The 19,327-nt window shown below is 60.9% G+C and carries 16 protein-coding genes and 1 pseudogene; 9 read left to right on the top strand and 8 right to left on the bottom strand.

The window, feature by feature from the left end; genetic code table 11:
- Nucleotides 1-143 precede the first annotated feature (143 nt).
- Entirely contained in the window at nucleotides 144-1,034 is an 891-nt protein-coding gene (locus tag Tel_01610) for a 2-hydroxy-3-oxopropionate reductase (GenBank protein ALP51935.1), read from the bottom strand.
- A 91-nt stretch (nucleotides 1,035-1,125) separates the two neighbouring features.
- Between Tel_01610 and Tel_01615 the strand changes: the two genes are divergently transcribed.
- The 5 genes from Tel_01615 (at nucleotide 1,126) to Tel_01635 (ending at nucleotide 6,382) form a co-directional block, all read left to right on the top strand.
- On the top strand, nucleotides 1,126-3,192 hold the full coding sequence (locus Tel_01615) for a hypothetical protein (GenBank protein ALP51936.1): 2,067 nt from the start codon (nucleotides 1,126-1,128) through the stop codon (nucleotides 3,190-3,192).
- A gap of 55 nt (nucleotides 3,193-3,247) precedes the next feature.
- The gene (locus Tel_01620) at nucleotides 3,248-3,727 is read left to right on the top strand and encodes a hypothetical protein (protein ALP51937.1); all 480 of its coding nucleotides are present in this window, start codon (nucleotides 3,248-3,250) and stop codon (nucleotides 3,725-3,727) included.
- Nucleotides 3,724-4,584: a hypothetical protein gene (locus tag Tel_01625; GenBank protein ID ALP51938.1), complete on the top strand. Its 861-nt coding sequence runs from the start codon at nucleotides 3,724-3,726 to the stop codon at nucleotides 4,582-4,584. The genes Tel_01620 and Tel_01625 overlap by 4 nt, the downstream gene beginning before the upstream one ends.
- Before the next feature lie 19 nt (nucleotides 4,585-4,603).
- On the top strand, nucleotides 4,604-5,830 hold the full coding sequence (locus Tel_01630) for a hypothetical protein (protein ALP51939.1): 1,227 nt from the start codon (nucleotides 4,604-4,606) through the stop codon (nucleotides 5,828-5,830).
- A 150-nt stretch (nucleotides 5,831-5,980) separates the two neighbouring features.
- Nucleotides 5,981-6,382 carry a hypothetical protein gene (locus Tel_01635; GenBank protein ID ALP51940.1) on the top strand — a complete coding sequence of 134 codons (402 nt, stop codon included), beginning with the start codon at nucleotides 5,981-5,983 and terminating at the stop codon, nucleotides 6,380-6,382.
- On the opposite strand, the gene Tel_01640 is transcribed toward Tel_01635, so the two are convergent.
- Both Tel_01640 and Tel_01645 read right to left on the bottom strand, forming a co-directional pair.
- Entirely contained in the window at nucleotides 6,374-6,814 is a 441-nt protein-coding gene (locus tag Tel_01640) for a hypothetical protein (protein ALP51941.1), read from the bottom strand. The two genes, Tel_01635 and Tel_01640, sit on opposite strands and share 9 nt — an antisense overlap.
- A 135-nt stretch (nucleotides 6,815-6,949) precedes the next feature.
- Nucleotides 6,950-7,822: a hypothetical protein gene (locus Tel_01645; GenBank protein ALP51942.1), complete on the bottom strand. Its 873-nt coding sequence runs from the start codon at nucleotides 7,820-7,822 to the stop codon at nucleotides 6,950-6,952.
- A gap of 429 nt (nucleotides 7,823-8,251) precedes the next feature.
- Here Tel_01645 and Tel_01650 point away from each other — a divergent pair, with 429 nt between their 5' ends.
- The 3 genes from Tel_01650 (at nucleotide 8,252) to Tel_01660 (ending at nucleotide 11,137) form a co-directional block, all read left to right on the top strand.
- The gene (locus Tel_01650; GenBank protein ID ALP51943.1) at nucleotides 8,252-8,752 is read left to right on the top strand and encodes a hypothetical protein; all 501 of its coding nucleotides are present in this window, start codon (nucleotides 8,252-8,254) and stop codon (nucleotides 8,750-8,752) included.
- Nucleotides 8,753-9,093: 341 nt separating this feature from the next.
- A complete protein-coding gene (locus Tel_01655; GenBank protein ID ALP51944.1) occupies nucleotides 9,094-10,071 on the top strand; it encodes a hypothetical protein in 978 nt (325 codons plus the stop codon).
- Nucleotides 10,028-11,137: a hypothetical protein gene (locus Tel_01660; GenBank protein ID ALP51945.1), complete on the top strand. Its 1,110-nt coding sequence runs from the start codon at nucleotides 10,028-10,030 to the stop codon at nucleotides 11,135-11,137. The genes Tel_01655 and Tel_01660 overlap by 44 nt, the downstream gene beginning before the upstream one ends.
- A gap of 155 nt (nucleotides 11,138-11,292) precedes the next feature.
- On the opposite strand, the gene Tel_01665 is transcribed toward Tel_01660, so the two are convergent.
- Nucleotides 11,293-14,970 carry a methionine synthase gene (locus Tel_01665; GenBank protein ID ALP51946.1) on the bottom strand — a complete coding sequence of 1,226 codons (3,678 nt, stop codon included), beginning with the start codon at nucleotides 14,968-14,970 and terminating at the stop codon, nucleotides 11,293-11,295.
- 207 nt (nucleotides 14,971-15,177) lie between these two features.
- Nucleotides 15,178-15,798: a MarC family transcriptional regulator gene (locus tag Tel_01670; protein ALP51947.1), complete on the bottom strand. Its 621-nt coding sequence runs from the start codon at nucleotides 15,796-15,798 to the stop codon at nucleotides 15,178-15,180.
- A 167-nt stretch (nucleotides 15,799-15,965) separates the two neighbouring features.
- Between Tel_01670 and Tel_01675 the strand changes: the two genes are divergently transcribed.
- Entirely contained in the window at nucleotides 15,966-16,628 is a 663-nt protein-coding gene (locus Tel_01675; GenBank protein ID ALP51948.1) for a hypothetical protein, read from the top strand.
- A 19-nt stretch (nucleotides 16,629-16,647) separates the two neighbouring features.
- On the opposite strand, the gene Tel_01680 is transcribed toward Tel_01675, so the two are convergent.
- From Tel_01680 to Tel_01690, 3 genes and pseudogenes are all read right to left on the bottom strand, one after another.
- Nucleotides 16,648-17,844, bottom strand: a complete 1,197-nt coding sequence (locus tag Tel_01680) for an MFS transporter permease (GenBank protein ALP51949.1) — start codon at nucleotides 17,842-17,844, stop codon at nucleotides 16,648-16,650.
- Nucleotides 17,845-17,895: 51 nt separating this feature from the next.
- A complete protein-coding gene (locus tag Tel_01685; GenBank protein ALP51950.1) occupies nucleotides 17,896-18,900 on the bottom strand; it encodes a glyceraldehyde-3-phosphate dehydrogenase in 1,005 nt (334 codons plus the stop codon).
- 23 nt (nucleotides 18,901-18,923) lie between these two features.
- Nucleotides 18,924-19,267: pseudogene (locus tag Tel_01690) on the bottom strand (ArsR family transcriptional regulator).
- Nucleotides 19,268-19,327: the final 60 nt, after the last annotated feature.

Below are 19,327 nucleotides of genomic sequence, written 5' to 3' on the forward strand. Positions count from 1 at the left end.
TACTGATATATGGCCTGGGAGATTGTGCGGGTATTCGCCGGCGGGGAATTACGCGCGCCCTGAGGTCAAGGCATAAGTCATTGAAACTAAACGGGTCGCGTGGGTTTGGGGTACCGGCTGAGGGCAGGTGACGCGGCGCGAGTCTAGGGTTTTATTTTCACTCGATTGGCGTTTTCCAATGGTTTCACCAGCGCCGCCGAATCGATTTCACCCAAGTCCGCATCCAGCAAGGCATCGAGATAACGGCTTACCTGTTCCGATCCCGGCAGTTTCAGGCCCAGCTGATGTGCCGTGTCGAGCACGATAGCCATGTCCTTTTGATGCAAGCGCGCCTTGAAGCCGGGTCGATAGTCTTCCGCCAGCATGCGTTGGCCGTGCGCTTCGAGGATCTTGCTGCCGGCGAATCCGCCCAGCAGCGCTTCCCTGACCTTGGCGGGATCGACACCGGCGGCGCGGGCGAGGATGAAGGCCTCGCCGATGGCGGCCATGGTCTGGGCCACCACCAGCTGGTTGCAGGCCTTGGCGATCTGGCCGGCGCCGTGGTCGCCGACGTGGACGATATTCGTGCCGATGCGCTGCAGCACGGGGAGCACGCGCGCAAAGACCTCGCCCTTACCGCCGACCATGATGGACAGGGTGCCGGCCTCGGCCCCTGCCGTTCCGCCGGAGACCGGGGCATCGAGCATGTCGATACCCTTTTCGTCAAGCTGGGCCGCAATGCCGCGTGTTACGTCCGGTGAGATGGTACTCATGTCGATGACGATGGTGCGGCGCGCGGCCCCTTCTATTACGCCGTCGGCGCCGAGGATCACATCTTCCACATCGCCGCTGGCGGAGACATTGGTGATGATGATATCGCAGTGACGCGCCAGTTCACGCGGACTGGAATAGGTGGTGGCGCCGGCCTCAATGAACGGCGTCAGCGCGGCCTCGCGTCGGGCATAAACCGAAACCTCATAGCCGGCCTTGATCAGATTGAAGGCGATGGGGCGGCCCATCAGGCCGAGTCCGATGTATCCAATCCTGCAGCTCATACGCATCCTCTGTCCGGCCCGGCGCCTCAGGTCCGATGGGCGCCGTCCGATAGTTATTACACATTTATATAGTGACTCAACTGCCACCCCAATGTCGAAACAGACGCGCACATTCCGCCCCGGCGGCCTACTGGCACTTGCCGCCATTCTCCTCACGCTTGGCCTGTATGCGCTCGGCAGTCTGACCACGCTGGAAAATATCACTTATGACTGGCGTATGAAAACCGTGCGTGGTGACACGGTCGCCCCCGAGGATGTGGCCGTGGTGTTGATCGACGAGGCCTCGCTGCGCGCCTTGGATCCCTTGGTCGGGCGTTGGCCCTGGCCGCGTTCACTGCATGCCGAGGTGATCGAGTTTCTCGCCTTGGGTAATCCGCGCGCCATTGTCTTCGATATCCTGTTCAGCGAGGCGGATGCCGGCATGGACGATCGGCGCCTGGCGACGGCGACTGCGACAGCGGGTAATGTGTTTCACGCCATGCAGCTGTATCGCGACAGTGAGGATGAGATCAACAGCGCCATGCGTGATCGGACACTGCCGGCGGCGGTGTTGCCGCATGCCATCGGCAGGGCGGAGGGCGGCGCTTACGACAACAATGCCTATACATTGCCCATCCCAGCGCTGTGGCCCGCCAGTGCCGGCCTCGGGACGGTGACCATGGAGCCCGATGACGACGGCATTTATCGCCGCGGTCGCCTGTGGCATGACTACCACGGCCGGCGCTTCGCTGCGTTGAGCGGTGTCGCCTTGCCGCCGGCCTTATATGAACAGCGCCCTGCGGCGATGCGCCTGAACTACTACGGCTATCTCGACAGCTATTCCATGAGCGGTGTGTTGGCCTCGGCGCAGCAACTACTCAACGGCGAGGTGGATGATCTTATCGTCGACCCCTTTGAGTTCGCGGGCAAGATCGTCTTCATCGGTGCCAGCGCGGTGGGCCTGGAGGACTTGAAGGCCACGCCCTTGGCAGCCAACACGCCGGGTGTGATGCTGCACGCCACGGCCGCCGCCAATCTACTGAGTGGCGATGTGCTTACACAGGTGCCGCCGAGCCTGACCGTGTTCATCGCTATGCTGGCGGCGGCGTTGGTGTGCTTCTGGGTACTGTACTTCAATGCCCTGTTGATTAAGGTTCTGTTACCCCTGCTTGGTGCCGCGCTTTACGTAGGGATTGCTGTGATTGCCTTTCGCCACAACCTGGTGCTGGAGATGGCCGCCCCCCTGCTGGCGATCGTGTTGGCGGCCGTATTCAGCTCGACCTATCTGCTGTTTACCGAAGGACGCGACAAGCGCCGCGTGCGCACCATGTTGAGCCAGTATGTGTCGCCGGCGGTATTGAGCAGCGTGGTGGATTCCTATGAGGAGCATCTCAGCGCCGAAGTGGGTAGCGACGAGGAGCTATCCATTTTGTTTTCCGATATTCGTGGTTTCACCAGTCTGTCGGAGGCCATGCCGCCGCACAGGGTGGTGGAGATGTTGAACCACTATTTTTCCGTCATGACCGAGGCCATCTTCGAGCAACGGGGCACCATTGATAAGTTCATCGGCGACGCCATTATGGCCTTTTGGGGGGCGCCGCTGCCCGAGCCGCGCCACGCCGAACTCGCCTTACAGGCGGCCATGGAGATGCATCGCCGCCTGGCATCGGTCAACCAATGGCTGGCGGCGCGGGATTATCCCGCCATCCAGATCGGTATCGGCATTCACACGGGCAGGGTGATCCTGGGCAATATCGGTTCGGTGCAAAAGCTGGATTACACCATCATCGGCGATAACGTCAATCTGGCCTCGCGTTTGGAGGGGCTGACCAAACAGTACGGTGCCGCCATCGTGATTTCCGAATTCACCTACCGCCAATTGCGCCAGCCCTTACCGTGCTACGTGCTGGATCTGGTGCGGGTCAAGGGCAAGCATGTCCCGATCCGCATCTTGGCCCCCATTCTCGAGCTTGACCCGGACTCGGCGGCACATCAGGCCGAGCTGTGTCGGCGCGCCTTCGATGCCTATGTGCAGCAACAGTGGGCGAGCGCCATCGAGTTGTACCAACAACTGAGCCAGGAAGTATTGGCCGACATCTTCATCCGGCGTTGCCGGGCCTACCAAGAACAGCCGCCGGCGCACGGCTGGGACGGCGTGTTTATCATGACCAGCAAATAAAGAAATTGTTGGCTGGGCCGATTTGTATCAACAGAATCAAAGTGGGAGTTCGGTGATGCGAAGCAGACTCATTCTGGCCCTGATGGCCCTCATCCTGGTCGGCAATCTGGCCCAGGCCGAGAGCGGCTATATTCGCGCCCGTGAGGCCAAGGTGGTCAGCGCGCCTTCGGCGGCCGCTGAATTGGTGATGGCGCTACCTAAGGGCACCGAAGTGGACATCCTGCAGCGCCAGGGGCGTTGGCTGGAGGTGCAGTCAGGTGGGCGGCAGGGTTGGGTGTCCGGTCTGCTGGTGGGCGATGAGCCGCCCATGAACAAGATCAATGTGCTCGGCGGGGAAGACGCCGGGACCTTGGGACAGTCGGCGCGCCGGCGCGCCTCGGTGGCGATTTCGGCCGCCGCCGCCCGCGGCCTGCGCAGTGACGAGCGTGCCCGGCAAAGCGACGCCGGCGTGGCGGATTTCGGCGCCGTACGCCAATTGGAGTCTATGGGTGTCTCGGAGGATGAGGCGGTGGAATTTATGGAACAACCGCATTGAAACATCATATCTTGCAGCCAGGGACGGCGGCCCTCGTGCTGTTTGCATTCACCAGCCTGATATCGGCGTGTGCGTCTGCCCCGCAAGGCGACGGCCAGGCGTTCCGTCATCGTGTCCACACGCACATGCTACGTAACACCAGCGCCGAGGATGTCCGTGCCGAAATCAACTTCGGTCGTGATGTGGCGGCGCGCGTGCTGGGGCGTTTTCCCCTGCTGAGAGACGCGCCGCTGACGCGCTATGTCAACCTGGTGGGCACTGCCCTCGCAGTCCAAGCCGGGCGGCCTGAATTGACGTTCCACTTCGCCGTGCTCGACAGTGACAGCGTCAATGCCTATTCCGCTCCCGGCGGCTATATCTTCATCACCCGCGGCGCCCTGGCCATGGCCGAGGACGAGGCCGAACTGGCCGCCGTGTTGGCCCATGAGATCGCCCATGTCAGTCAGCGCCACATCGTCGCGGCCTTGAATATCCGCGCCGGTGACGACAGCGGCGCCGCCGGCATGGGCAGGATGCTCAGCGCCGGCACCGATACCGCCCGGGTTGCCTTCATGCAGGCGCTGGATCAGGCGGTGAAGATTTTGTTTGAAAGCGGTTACAGCCAACAGGACGAATTGGAATCCGATCGCATCGCCACCTTGTTGCTCAGCGATAGCGGGCTTGATCCACTGGCACTGCGCCGCTATCTGGCGCGTGTCCACAGTCACAGCGATGAAGACCCGGCGCTCAATACCACCCATCCACCTTCGCAACAGCGCCTGCAGCGTCTTGATCGCCTGATCACGGAAGAAGGCTTGGCCGAGCTCGAGCTGGCCACAAACACAACAAGGTTTGAACGCTATGTCAAAATTCAATAGTACATGGACGTGGGTCGCCTTGGTGGCGGCGGGCGTGGCGCAGGCGGATGACAATCACTATATCAACATGCTGGTGGGCGACCGCGCCGCGGGCATGGGCGGCGCCTACACCGCGGTGGCGGATGACACCGCCGGACTGTTCTACAATCCGGCCGGCATCGTCTACGCGCCGGGCTCCAGCCTATCGGGCAGCATGAACGCCTATCAGGAAACCACTACCCGTTATGCGGCGGTGCTGGGCGGTGAATACGATTGGGAGCGCAGTTCCGGCACCTTGTTGCCCAATTTCTTCGGCATCGTCCAGCCCCTGGGCAAGGGCATGTTCGGCTTTTCCTATGCCGTGCCCAATTCCATCGAGGAGGATCAGGACCAGATCTTTCCCAATATCGCCACCAGCCTGGGTACCGCCCAGAGTTTCATCATCAATTTCAATAACAGCGACAACACCTATCAGTTCGGACCGTCCTATGCCTATCCGATTAGTGAGCGCCTGTCCGTCGGCGCGACGCTGTATTTTCACTATCGCCAGCAGCAGCGTATCAGTAACACCATCCTGACCTACTCGGGGGACCGGCTGTGGAGCAACGCCTATTACGAGCTGGAAGAGACGGGTGTCAGGCCGGTGCTGGGGATAAGCTGGTCGCCGCTGGAACAGCTCGCCCTGGGCGCCAGTGTCAGTCAGATCGATGTCTTCGACAGTGAAATCACCATGCATCAGGCCTGCCTGGGTGCCAACGGCGCAACGTATAGCGCCAGCAGTTTGTGTCAGTCGGGCGACATCCTGAACCATCAGGTCATCCATTCCACCCTTCAGGGTGAGTATCCCTTGAATATCAACGTGGGGGCGGCCTGGTTTGCCAGCGATGCCCTGCTGTTTGCCGCTGATCTCAAATACTTCGGCAGTGCCGGCAGTGGTGTCGAGGCCCGTGTCAGTGTGACTAATCTGGCCTTGGGCGTGGAATATTATCTAACCCCGCGTTGGGCCCTGCGCGGCGGCTTATATAGCGATTTTGCCAATACGCCTGATTTGCAAAGTGGATTTAGCGCCTATAATCAAGCGGAACATATCGATCTCTATGGGGTGGCGCTGAGTGTCGGCCACTTTACCCGTAACTCCTCTTTAAGCGTCGGCTTCAACTACGCCAGCGGCAGCGGTAAGGCCCAAATCGTCTCCGGCTCCGCCGTGCTGCAGGATGTGGAAATGGAAAGCCTGGGCATCTTTATGGCCGCTTCCTATACCTATTAAGCCGATCCGCCCGCCTTTCCCAGCTTTGTCTATGTTATGCGACTATTGGTCGCTGATGTTTATTTACGAACTTTATAATATGATTACACGGGTATCGGCGTCGGGTGGAACGCAGCGCAAACAGCAGGCAGGGCTGCCAGGAGTATCAGTATGGCGATTCAGGTTAATTATATCGACGGTGGCGTGGGCGTAGAGATTCTATTCTCCGGGTTTGTCAGTGGCACGGACATTCTGCGCTATCGTGGCGATTTGTATACACCGGAACGGCTCGACAAACAGCGCTACCAGCTCATAGACCGCTCGCAGTGCCAGAAATATTTCGTCAGCAACGGCGATATCAAACGTATCGCCGAGATCGATGCGCAAGCGGCCGCCATCAAACCGGGCATTGTCATCGCCATTGTGTCGCCCAGCGAGATGTTGCAGCGCGCCGCGGAGATATGGAAGTCCTACCTGGACAAGGCTGGTTTTGTCGTGGCGCTGTTCGACGATCGCAACGCCGCCATCGCCTGGATCGAATCCCGCCTGGGCGCAAAGATCCCGCTAGACTGAGGCCATTCTGATCCGGCTTGTCGCCTTGCTGATTTCCACCAGGCGTTGGCCGAGCAATACGATGCCGACAAACCCGCCTACCGAGGCCAAGGCCATGGCGGTGCCGACGGTGGTGCTGCCCTGGGTGAACAGATGGTAGCTCTGCACCCCGCATAAAAAGCCTATGAACAGGGCGATACCCAGGGCGAGGATGTGGTTGCTGCTGTCGAGTTGCGCCGCCTTGTGCTGGGTTAGGTTCTTCACCGCGTCGGCCAGTAAGATATCGTTCTGCAGTCTGCCGGCAACGATCACTTCGTCACCGTGGGCGACCTTGTCGGCCAGATCACGGTGTAGCCTTAGCTTGCCATCGCCCAGGAGGCACTCCACCGCGCCGCGTTGATCATCTACTGGCTGCAATCCGCTGACCTGCCCCCGTTTTATTTCAATGTGCATTCGATGTCCCGCTTTTATTGGTTATTCATTAGTGAGAGTATGGATCTAAAGACAGTCGCAGGGCGAATTAGTTCCCGCCGATAAAAAGGCGTCTGTCGGATTTAGTACAGATCCGGCGCTGCCGGCGGCGCGGGCTTAGGGCCGGTTTTCCAGGTAGGACCAGGGGTTATCGGCGGATTGGTCGAACAAGGCCTCCCAGTTGACGTCGCGATGGTCATAGCCACCGTCGAAGTATTGGTAGCTGCCGTTGGAGCCGCCCGGGCCGTCGCCGTCGGCGTAGGTGTAGCGGCCGCCGCTGACGGCGCTGGTCTGGACATCGGTGGCCATGTCGAAAGCGCCCACGTTCACGCCGTTGGCGTCGGTAACATCCATGCTGTTACTGATCAGGCCCGCCGTGGAGGCGTCGTCATAACCGCTGTTGCGCATATCGATGGAAAACGCCGCGGTGATCTCGCTGGTGCTGAGGGATTGGGTGATAAGAGCCTTGCGGTCGTAGCGGTCTTTCAGGTATTCCATGCGAATTTCACCGTCGCTGACGATCTGGCGAACCAGTACCCGCCTGGGATTGGCTTCGGCATTGGCGGTGTTGATGCCGGGGTCGCGGTTAAGTGGGTCGCGGCCGTTGCCGCCGGAGGTGCCGGCGAAGCCCAATACGCCGCCGTCGCCGCCGACCGCCGAACCCGAGCCGCCGGGAAAGGCGCGGTAGCCGGCCTCAATGAAGGTTTCTTGTATGAATCCGTCCGCCTCGTCACCGATAATCATATGGTAGAACACGTCGCCGGACTCCGGGTCGGCGACCAACTCGGGAAGCTGAAAGATACCCTCCGTCAGATACGGGGTCTGGCCCTCTACGAAGGAGGCGCCGTGAACACTATGGGTGACCATGATGGCACGGTCGCCCACGGGTTGAAAATTCAGACTGAATTCGGCCGTGGCCGGCGCCGCGACTGAGGTCAGCAGGACGCCGACAGCTAGATTGAATGATGCTTTGTAAGCGTTTCTTGTCATTTAATCTCGCTCACTGAATATGCGCGAGTAACACGACAACTCGCCCGGCATAAAAATGAATTCTATTTCATCCGCATAATTAACTGTAGCCCCGTTGTCCGTAAAATCAATTTTGTAACGCGACTTTCCATTTGACGGCAAGCTATATAACGCAGAGTTTGGGACAATGAGGCGGCGTTATTGTTCTAATATTGTTTCGATACCGTTAACCCCACGCAGTTAAAGTTACCATTCAATATGCGATAGATAAAGTGCTATTTGGCCGTGCAATTTCTTAACAGTATCGCGAGTATGGTAAAACAATGCGTATATCGCCAAGCCGCCGGCAGAGCCCTTGAATACAGTGCGCAGGCGCTGCGACGGGGGCCTCTATGGGGCCTGGCGTTGTTTGTCCTGTGTATAGGGCAGGCCGGCGCGACGGATAGGCATTTGGCGCTATATGTCGGCAAATACAGCGATGATCGCCTGGGCGACGTGCTGGTGAGCAAGCCCATTGATTATCTGGATTCTTATATGGTTACAGTCGCCCTGGGGCGCGCCTTTGCGTTTGCCAGCCCAAGCCACCAATGGGAATGGGAGGCCCAGCTGGTCAAGCATTTTAGCCGTCAGCATCATTGGGAGTTGAATGCCCTGGTGATTTATCGTTGGCAGCGTTTCCCCTGGCACAGGGTATTGCGTACCACGCTGGCGCTTGGTGACGGCCTGTCCTATGCCAGCGAAGTGCCGCCGCTGGAGGCGGCCAGCCATACAAATGAAGGCGCCACCCGCCTGCTCAACTACATCCTGGTCGAGATGACCGCTGCGCCGCCACAGGTCACGGATTGGAGCCTGGTCGTGCGGGTGCATCATCGTTCCGGTGTATACGGCCTGTTTGACGATGTGGAAGGTGGCTCCAACGTGATCGGTGTCGGCATCAAATTTCACTTCTGAGCATAATCGCAGACGCCTTGCGGGAAGGTCTCGCGCAGGCGCCGAATTTGAGGGACGTCAAAGCGGACCGTGCTAAAGGTCCCGTCCTGCAAGGCCCGGGCAACGGGCTGCACATACTGCACCCCCCGGCTGCTTAAACGCGCACCCGGCCAATACCAATAGGGCGCTCAACCAAAGCGTCAAAGCTATTCTTCCCATGGCGTCACAATAGCGCATCTATTATCAGCATTCCCGCATCGACACATGCGTATGTTCTGAATTACTTTCCGGCCCTTTGTCCCCGCGGTTGCGACCACGGCCCCTGGACTTGTCTTTCCGAAACCTCATCTATACTGAAACGTATGGAACCGAAGATTCGTATCGGGGTCATTGGCGTAGGCCGCTTCGGCATGAATCACGCCAACACCTATCGATCGATGCCCAACGTCGAACTGGTTGGCGTCGCCGACACTGATGCTCAGGCCGTCAGTCGTATCACTTCCCGGCTCGGGTGTGAGGGCTTCACCGAGCCTGAAAAACTGTTGCCACGGGTCGAGGCGGTCAGCATCGCCGTGCCGGCCATATTTCACCGCGCCATCGCCCTGCCCTTTATTCATGCCGGTATCCACATCTTGATGGAAAAGCCGCTGGCGGTGACCTATGAGGAGTCGCTGGATCTAGTGGCGCAGGCAGAGCGGGCGGGAATCGTATTTCAGGTAGGCCATCTCGAACGCTTCAGCGCCGGGGTCATGGCCTTGAGCCAGCGCCTACAACGACCACGCTTCTTCGAGGTCCATCGCTTGTGCAAGTTTGCCGAGCGGGCCATGGATGTGGATGTGATCCTGGATCTCATGATCCACGACATTGATATCGTACTGTCTTTGACCAAATCCCCGGTCACCAGCGTCTCTGCGTCAGGCACGCCGGTGGTGACCAATCATCTCGATATCGCCAACGCACGTCTGGAATTCGCCAACGGCTGCGTTGCCAATGTGACGGCCAGTCGCGTCTCCAACAAGAATCATCGCCGGATTCGGGCATTCGATCAGGCACACTACTATGCCCTGGACTATGGCGGCGAGGCGTTGGAAGTCGTGTCCGCCAGGCGCCAGGTGCGTGGCGGCGAGGATCTGTCATTCCAGACCGAACGCATTGCGATTCGCGCCCATCCCCCCTTGCTGGCCGAACTGCAGGCCTTCATCGATGCGGTGCGCCACGACAAAACACCCGTAGTGAGCGGGCGCGACGGCCTGGAGGCGGTGCGGGTGGCCGGCATCATCAAGCAGAAGATCGGCAATGAGCACTTCACAGCCCATTCCGTTTTTCCAGCTCACCCATGAATTCAAGGCCCTGGAGGCGGAATGGTTTGCCGCCATCCGCGCCAGTGGTGAGTGTGGCCAGTTCATCCTGGGGCCTCAGGTAGAGGCCTTCGAAAGGCGCGTCGCGACCCGGCTGGAGACGCCCTATGCCATCGGCGTGGCCAATGGCACCGATGCCCTGGTGCTGGCCCTGCGGGCATTGGCGATCGGGCCGGGTGACGAAGTCATCACCACCCCCTATACCTTTTTCGCCACGGTAGAGGCCATCCTCCAGGCGGGCGCTACCCCCGTGTTCGTGGACATCCAGGCCGATACCTTCAACCTGGACGCAAGCCAGATCCCCGCTCATATCAGCGCCAGGACCCGTGCCATCCTGCCGGTCCACCTGTTCGGCCACCCGGCCGATATGGAACACATCATGGATCTCGCCCGCGAGTATGATCTCAAGGTCATCGAGGATGCCGCCCAGGCCTTCGGCGCCACACTGGCCGACCGGCCGGTGGGCAGCTGGGGCCATGCCGGCTGTTTCAGCTTCTACCCCACCAAGGTGTTGGGTTGTTATGGTGATGGGGGGCTGGTCACGAGCCACCATGAGGTCCTGAACCAGGGTGTCCGACACCTGCGCACCCATGGCGCCAGCGCTCCCTTCATCCATGACGCGGTCGGTTACAACAGCCGTCTGGACGAGATCCAGGCGGCGCTGCTGAACATCAAACTGCGCCAGGTCGACCAAGCCATCGCGCAACGCCGATGGGTTGCGGAACGCTATGAGGCCTTGCTCGCCGATACGAATGTCATCTGTCCGAGCCGCGCGCTTGCCGGCACGCACGTCTTTAATCTCTACACCATCCGCAGTTCGAACCGCGCTGCCGTGCGCAGCGCCTTGAGCGAGAACCACATCGGCTCAGCGGTCTGTTATCCCCAACCGCTCCATTTACAAGCTGTGTGCCGAGCGCTGGGTTATGCAGCCGGCGATCTGCCGGTGGCGGAACGGGTCGCCACCGAGGCGCTCTCCCTGCCCATCTTTCCGGGCATGACAGGGGTGCAGATCGAACGGGTCTGCGAGGTGATTCGTCAGGTGGTATAGGCCCTAGTGGTTTTGTCCGCGCATGAACACCGATAAAACGCGAATAAAACATCGGCCTGCGCCGCGTCTTGATTGTGCCCGGCACAGGCACGCCGGCCTGCCTGACTGGCGTTTACACATCATCCGCGTTTATTGGCGTTCATTTGCGGACTATTTTAGTCGGCCTCGTAACCCAGGTTGGGCGCCAGCCAGTATTCCGCATCCTTCACGCTCATGCCCTTGCGCTGGGCATAGTCTTCCACCTGTTCGCGATTGATTTTGCCGACCGCGAAATAGCTCGATTCGGGATGACCATAATAGATGCCGCTGACCGCCGCGGTGGGCACCATGGCCATGGCCTCGGTGAGCCAGATGCCGGTGCTTTCCTTGACGTCCATCAGGTTCCAGAGCAGGTCCTTCTCGGTGTGATCCGGACAGGCCGGATAGCCGGCAGCGGGACGAATACCCTTGTATTGTTCCTTGATCAACGCTTCGTTGCTGAGCTGCTCGTCGGCGGCATAGCCCCAGAACTCCTTGCGCACCCGCTCGTGCATGCGCTCGGCGAAGGCCTCGGCCAGACGATCGGCCAGGGCCTTGAGCATGATGGCGTGGTAATCGTCGTGCTCCTTTTCATACTCGGCCACCCGTTCGTCGATACCGATGCCGGTGGTGACGGCGAAGCTGCCGATGTAGTCCTTTACACCGCTCTCCTTGGGCGCGACATAATCGCTCAGGCAGCGGTTGGGCTTACCCTCGGGCTTCTGCTGCTGCTGACGCAGGTTATGCAGGGTGGTCAGCACTTCCTCGCGGCTGTCGTCCGTGTAGACTTCAATGTCATCGCCGACGGCGTTGGCGGGATACAGCCCGATCACCGCCTTGGCGGTGAGCCATTTCTCTTTGACGATCTGACTCAGCATGGTCTGGGCGTCATCGAATAGCTTGCGTGCCTCCACGCCCTTGTGGGCGTCGTCGAGGATCTTGGGATAGCTGCCCTTCATCTCCCAGCTGTGGAAGAAAGGCGTCCAGTCGATGTAGTCCACCAGTTCGTCCAGCGGATAATCATCGAACACCTTGGTGCCGGTGAAGGCGGGTGCCTTGGGCTGGTAATCGGACCAGTCGATGGGCGTCTTATTGGCGCGCGCCTGTTCCAGCTTGAGCCATTTGGCAGCGGCCTGACGACCGGCATGACGTTCGCGCACGTCGTCGTAGTCCTGCTTCAGTTCGGCGGCGAACGCTTCGCGCAGATCGGTGGAGATGAGGCGCTGGGCCACACCTACCGCACGCGAGGCATCCTTGACCCAGACCACCGGCTGTTCATAGTGCGGGTCGATCTTGACCGCGGTATGCGCCTTGGAGGTGGTGGCGCCGCCTATCATCAGCGGGGTCTTCATGCCCAGGCGCTGCATCTCCTTGGCGATGTGGCTCATCTCTTCCAGCGACGGGGTGATCAGGCCGGACAGGCCGATGACGTCCACTTCGTGCTCCTTGGCCTTTTCCAGGATGGTGGCGGTGGGCACCATGACGCCGATATCGAACACCTCGAAGTTATTGCACTGCAACACCACGCCGACGATGTTCTTGCCGATGTCGTGCACGTCGCCCTTGACCGTGGCCATGAGGATGCGGCCGTTGCTCTTATTGGCGCCCTCGGCCTTCTCCGCCTCGATGTAGGGGATCAGGTGGGCCACCGCCTTTTTCATGACACGGGCCGATTTCACCACCTGGGGCAGGAACATCTTGCCTTCGCCGAACAGGTCGCCGACCACGTTCATGCCGTCCATCAAGGGCCCTTCGATGACATGGATGGGGCGGTCGAAGGCCTGGCGCGCTTCTTCGGTATCCTCCACCACGTAGGCATCGATGCCCTTCACCAGGGCATGTTCCAGGCGCTTGGCCACCGGCCAGCTGCGCCATTCCAGGTCCTCTTTCTTGGCCTCTTTGCCGTCGCCTTTGTACTTTTCGGCGATCTCCAGCAGGCGGTCGGTGGCGTCATCGCGGCGATTCAGGATCACGTCCTCGACGCCCTCGCGCAGCTCCTCCGGCAGGTCGTCATAGACCGCCAACTGACCGGCGTTGACGATGCCCATATCCATGCCCGCCTTGATGGCGTGATACAGGAATACGGCATGGATGGCCTCGCGCACCGTGTTATTGCCGCGAAAGGAGAAGGAGACGTTGGAGACCCCGCCCGAGATCATGGCGTGGGGCAGATTCTGTTTGATCCAGCGCGTCGCCTCGATGAAGTCGACGGCGTAGTTGTTGTGCTCCTCGATGCCGGTGGCGACGGCGAAGATGTTGGGGTCGAAGATGATGTCTTGCGGCGGCAAGCCCACCTGGTTCACCAGGATGTCGTAGGAGCGCTTGCAGATCTCGGTCTTGCGCTCGAAGGTGTCGGCCTGACCCGTTTCGTCGAAGGCCATCACCACGGTGGCGGCGCCGTAGCGCTGCACCAGTTTGGCGTGGCGGATGAATTCCTCCTCGCCCTCTTTCAGCGAGATGGAGTTGACGATGCCCTTGCCCTGGATGCGCTTCAGGCCGGCCTCGATGATCTCCCACTTGGAGGAGTCCACCATCACCGGCACCTTGGAGATGTCGGGCTCGGAGGCGGCCAGGTTGAGATACTTGATCATGGCGGCCTTGCCGTCGAGCATGGCCTCGTCCATGTTGACGTCGATGACCTGGGCGCCGTTCTCCACCTGTTCGCGGCAGACGTCCAGGCCGGTGTCGTAGTCGCCGTCCAGGATCAGGCGCTTGAACTTGGCCGAGCCGGTGACATTGGCGCGTTCGCCGACGTTGACGAACAGCGACTCGGGGCCGATGTTGCAGGGCTCAAGGCCCGACAGACGGCACTCCACCGGGATCTCGGGGAGCTGGCGCGGTGCGATGTCCTGCACCGCCTCGGCGATGGCCGCGATGAATTCGGGTGAGGTGCCGCAGCAGCCGCCGATGATGTTGAGAAAGCCGCTCTCGGCCCATTCTTTAATATGGCCCGCCATGTTCTCAGGGGTGTCGTCGTAACCGGTCTCGGCCAGCGGGTTGGGCAGGCCGGCGTTGGGGTGTGCGGACACGTAGCAATCGGCCACCCGCGACAGTTCTTCAACATACTGGCGCAGCTCTTCCGCACCCAGGGCGCAGTTGAGGCCGATGGAAATGGGCTTGGCATGGGCCAGGGAATTGTAGAAGGCCTCGGTCACCTGGCCGGACAGGGTGCGGCCCGAGGCATCGGTGATGGTGCCCGAGATCATGATGGGCAGTTCCTGGCCCACTTCATCGAAGACATTCTGCACCGCGAAGATGGCGGCCTTGGCATTGAGGGTGTCAAAGATGGTCTCGATCAGGATCAGGTCGGCGCCGCCCTCGATCAGGCCGCGGGTGGCCTCGCTATAGGCCTCCACCAGCTCGTCAAAATTGGTATTGCGCGCGCCCGGATCGTTGACGTCGGGCGAGATGGAGGCGGTGCGGTTGGTCGGGCCGAGCACCCCGGCGACAAAGCGCGGCTTATCCGGTGTGGCGACTTCGTCGCAGGCCGCGCGCGCCAGGCGCGCCCCGGCCACGTTCATCTCATAGGCCAGATCCTGCATGTCGTAATCGGCCATGGCGATGGTGGTGGCGCCGAAGGTGTTGGTCTCGATGATATCGGCGCCGGCCTTCAGATAATCGGTGTGAATCTCTTTGATGATGCCGGGCTGGCTCAGCACCAACAGGTCGTTATTGCCCTTCAGATCCGAAGGCCAATCTGCGAAGCGCTCGCCGCGATAGTCTTTTTCGTCCAGTTTATAGCGCTGGATCACGGTGCCCATGGCGCCGTCCAGGACCAAAATACGTTGTTTTAATAGGGATTCTATATTCGACATTATTCCGCCATAGTTTTTTGAAACGGTGCTTAGTCTAACACGGCCGTCAAGTGCCCCTGGTGTGCATTGGTGGCGCGGGGGGTATGATAACCGTGAAATTCGCTATATCGGGTGGGGAATCAGGTGCTGTTTTTGCCTGGTTTTAGCTGAGTGGTGGGGCTGATGCGTCCGCCGCCAGGGGGAAAGGGCGTCTGCCGCTTGGGCGCATCAGGACAGCAGTCCCTGCTTGATGCCGTCGAGGATGTACTGCACCGCCAAGGCCGCCAGGATCAGCCCCAGCAGACGGGTGACGACGTTGGCGCCCGTCTCGCCCAGGCGGTGGGCGATGTTGGCGGCGGCCAACAGGCAGGCCAGCATCAGCGCCATCACCAGGCAAATCACACCCGCCAGGCCGAAGCCGGCGGGGAAACCGCTGCTGTGCGAGGACATGAGCAAGACCGTGGTCATGGCCCCCGGCCCGGCGATCAGGGGGAAGGCCAACGGGAAGACGCTCAGATCCTCCTTATGTTCGGCCTCGGACTGTTCGCCGGAGGTGGTGGCGCGCAGGCCCGACTGACGCACCATGACCATGTCGATGGCGATCAGGAACAGCATCACCCCGCCGGCGATGCGAAAGGCCGGCAGGGTGATGCCCAAGACCTCGAGCAGGCGGGCGCCGACGAGGAAAAAGACCAGCAGGATGGTGCTGGCGAGCAGGGTGGCGGCCAGGGCCATGCGCCGCCGCGCCGCGTCGGAGTGGCGACGGCTGAGGGCGGCGAAGATCACCGCCACGCCGATGGGATCGGTGACGATGAACAGCACGACAAAGGTATTGGTCAGGGTTTCCATGGAGTTATTGTCGGTCTCTCTATGCCTTATCGACCTGCCCCGTTTAAAGGCTTATAGCAGAAACGGGGGGATGCTGTTTATCTATTTGAAAAATGATTGCTTTTTGTTTAAATTTAACGGTGGCTAAAAAACTATAGATGGCATTATTTTTAAGTGGAGCTATCAGGATGAGCAAAAAACCGGGCCTGAGAGAACGCAAATTCGCCAGAACCCGCTTGAAACTGGCCCGAGCCCTGGCCCGACGCCTGGAGCAGTCCAGCCTGGAGGAGGTGGCGGTACGCGACCTGTGCGAGGACGCCGAACTCTCCGAGGCCACGTTCTTCAACTACTTCCCGCGCAAGACCGACCTGCTCGACTACTACACCCGCTTGTGGATGCTGGAGCTCAACTGGCGCTGCCGTCACATCCAGGCGCAAGGCGTGGCGGCAGTGGCCGCCTGCTTCGACTTCATGGCCGCGGCGTTGCAGCAACAGCCCGGCGTGATGGGTGAGATCATCGCCCGTCAGGCGCTGCTGCGCGGCAAGCCCGAACCCGTCGAGATCGGCCTGGCCGAGCGCCAGATCGCCTATCCCGACTATGAAGGCATCGAAGAGCTGCCGGCGGGCGGTGTCGACAAGGCCTGGCTGCCGGCCCTGGAGCAGGCCGTGCGCAGCGGCGAGCTGCCGCCCAACGTGCACCTGCCCACCGTCATGGCGGGATTGGCCTCATTGTTTTACGGCGTGCCCCTGGTATTGCGTCAGAACAACTTTGCCGCCGTCTCCAGCATGTATCACCAGCAGCTCGCCGTGTTCTGGGCCGGCATCAAAACCACGGCCAGGGGCGCCGCTTAGCGCGCCTGTCTCACCGGCATCACGGCAGCAGACGCGGGCTCCGCGGCAGCCCGATGGAGAGCAGCGCCGCCGCCGCCACAAACAGGCTCGACGTCCACAGGCAGCCCTCCAGGCCGTACAGTTGATAGACGCCGCCCGAGAGCAGGGTGCCGATCAGCCGCCCGCCGGCGTTGGCCATGTAATAAAAGCCCACGTTCATGGCCACCTTGTCGCGATCCGAATAGGCCAGGATCAGGTAGCTGTGCACCGCCGAGTTCAGGGCGAAGACGATGCCGAACAGGATCAGACCCATCACGATCACATCGCCTGCCGGCAGTCCCGCCTGCAGGGCCAGCGCGATCCCGGCCGGAAACAGCGCCAGCACCACGGCCCACAGCAGGGCGGTGCCGCCGCCGGGGGCGCCGCCGTGGATCAGTCTGGGGGCGGCCGCCTGCACCATACCGTAGCCGATCACCCACAGCGCCATGAAGGCGCCGACCTCGGCAAAGCCCCAGCCCAGGACATCGTATAAGAACACCGGCAGCGCCACCACAAACCAGACATCGCGCGAGCCGAACAGAAAAAAGCGCGCCGCCGCGAGCCGGTTGATGGCGGCGATGTTGGAGAAGATCTGGGTGAATTTGGCCTTGGTCTTCATCTTGCCGACGGCGCTGGGCAGCAGCGCCATGGTGATGAGCAATACCAGCAGCAGCGCGCCGGCCAGGGTCGCCAGGGCGCCGCGAAAACCGGCCAGCTCCAACAGCAGTGCACCGACGAAAAAGCCCGCCCCCTTGAGCGCGTTCTTCGAGCCGGTGAGCACGGCCACCCATTTGAACAGTTGCGAATCGTTGTCGTCGCTGGCAAAGGTTTTTACCGAGGCCTTGGCCGACATCTTGTTGAGATCCTTGGCCACGCCGGAGACCGCCTGGGCGATCATGACGTAGACGACCGACAGCCAGGCGTCCGGCACGGTCAACATGGCCAGGGCGCAAATCTGCAGCGCCATGCCGATGTGCATAGTCTTATTGAGGCCGATGCGTCCGCCGAGCCAGCCGCCCACCGCATTGGTGACCACCCCTGCCAGCTCGTAGAGCAGAAACAGGGAGGCGACCTCGAACGGTGTGTAGCCCAGCGTGCTGAAATAGAGCACCACCAACATGCGGATGGCGCCGTCGGTGATGGTGAAGGCCCAATAGCCGCCGGTGACGACCAGGTAGTTGCGCAGTGCTGCTTGCATCTCGAACTTTTCGCTAGATACCCCCTGCCCGAGGGAGGGGGAACTCAGGTGTTATTTGAGGGACGCGGCCACCTTCTGCGCCAGCTCCATCATGCGGTTTACATAGCCCCACTCGTTGTCATACCAGGCCAGTACCTTCACTTGGGTGTTGTCGATGACCATGGTGGAGAGCGCATCCACAATGGAGGAACGCGGGTCGTCCTTGTAGTCGATAGAGACCAGCGGCCGTTCCTCGTAACCGAGGATGCCTTTCAGCTCACCCTCGGCCGCGGCCTTGAAATAGCCATTGATCTCTTCGACGGTGACCGGCCGCTCAGCCTCGAACACCAGGTCGGTGAGCGAACCGTTGAGCAGCGGCACGCGCACCGCCAGGCCGTTCAGTTTGCCCTGAAGCTCCGGGAAGATCTTGGTGATCGCCTTGGCCGAGCCGGTGCTGGTGGGGATCAGCGACTCGCCGCAGGCGCGGGCGCGGCGCAGGTCCTTGTGGCCCTTGTCGACGATGGTCTGGGTGTTGGTGATGTCGTGAATGGTGGTCATGCAGCCGTGCTTAATGCCCACATGTTCGTGCATCACCTTGATTAGCGGCGCCAGACAGTGGGTGGTGCAGGAGGCGGCGCTCAGCAGGTGGTGTTCGGCGACATCATAGAGATGGTCGTTGATGCCGTAGACCACATTGAGCGCGCCTTCGGTGGGGGCGGCGACGATCACTTTCTTCACCCCTTGATCGAAATAGGTCTGCAGCGTCTCCGGCTGCTTGTGGTGTTTGCCGGTGGCCTCGATGACCATATCGCAGCCGGACCAGTCGCTCGCGCTGATCGCCTTGTTGCTGCTGTGGCGAATCGTCTGGCCGTCGATCAGCATCATGTCGCCCTCGGCGGCGCACTCCGGCCCCCAGATGCCGTGCACCGAATCGAACTTGAGCAGGTGGGCCGAACCGGCGGTATCGGTGGCGATCTCGTTGACCTGTACCACCTGGTAGTCGGGCTTGTCCCAGCCGGCGCGCAGCCCCAGGCGGCCCATGCGGCCGAAGCCGTTGATGCCTATGCGAATGGTCATGGTTTGCTCCTCGTCATTGAATGTCAGTTGCAGCAGATGTCTGCCGCGCGCCGCGAGAGCTCGGCCAGCGCCCGGCGGTCGTCGCAGAAGGGGTGGGTAGCGGCAATGCCCGTCGCGGTGGTGCGCAGCAGCTCTATGACCCAGGCCGGCAGCTCGGCGTGGAGGCGGTAATGGTCCACAGTCCCTCCTTGCGGTCGCTGACCAGCCCGCTCTTGCGCAGGGCGCCCAGGTGGTGGGAGATCTTGGGTTGCGGCAACGCCAGGGCGTGGCCCAGTTCGCAGACGCACAGTTCGCCCACATCCAGCAGCATCAGGCTGCGCAGCCGGGTGGTGTCTGAAAGCGCCCTGAAGAGTTGATCGGTATCCATGGTAAAGTCACTATATCTACGAAGGTCGATATATTAGATTTGCTTTGTTACCGCTTAATG

Origin of the sequence: Candidatus Tenderia electrophaga (assembly GCA_001447805.1) — a bacterium.
Lineage (GTDB): Bacteria > Pseudomonadota > Gammaproteobacteria > Tenderiales > Tenderiaceae > Tenderia > Tenderia electrophaga.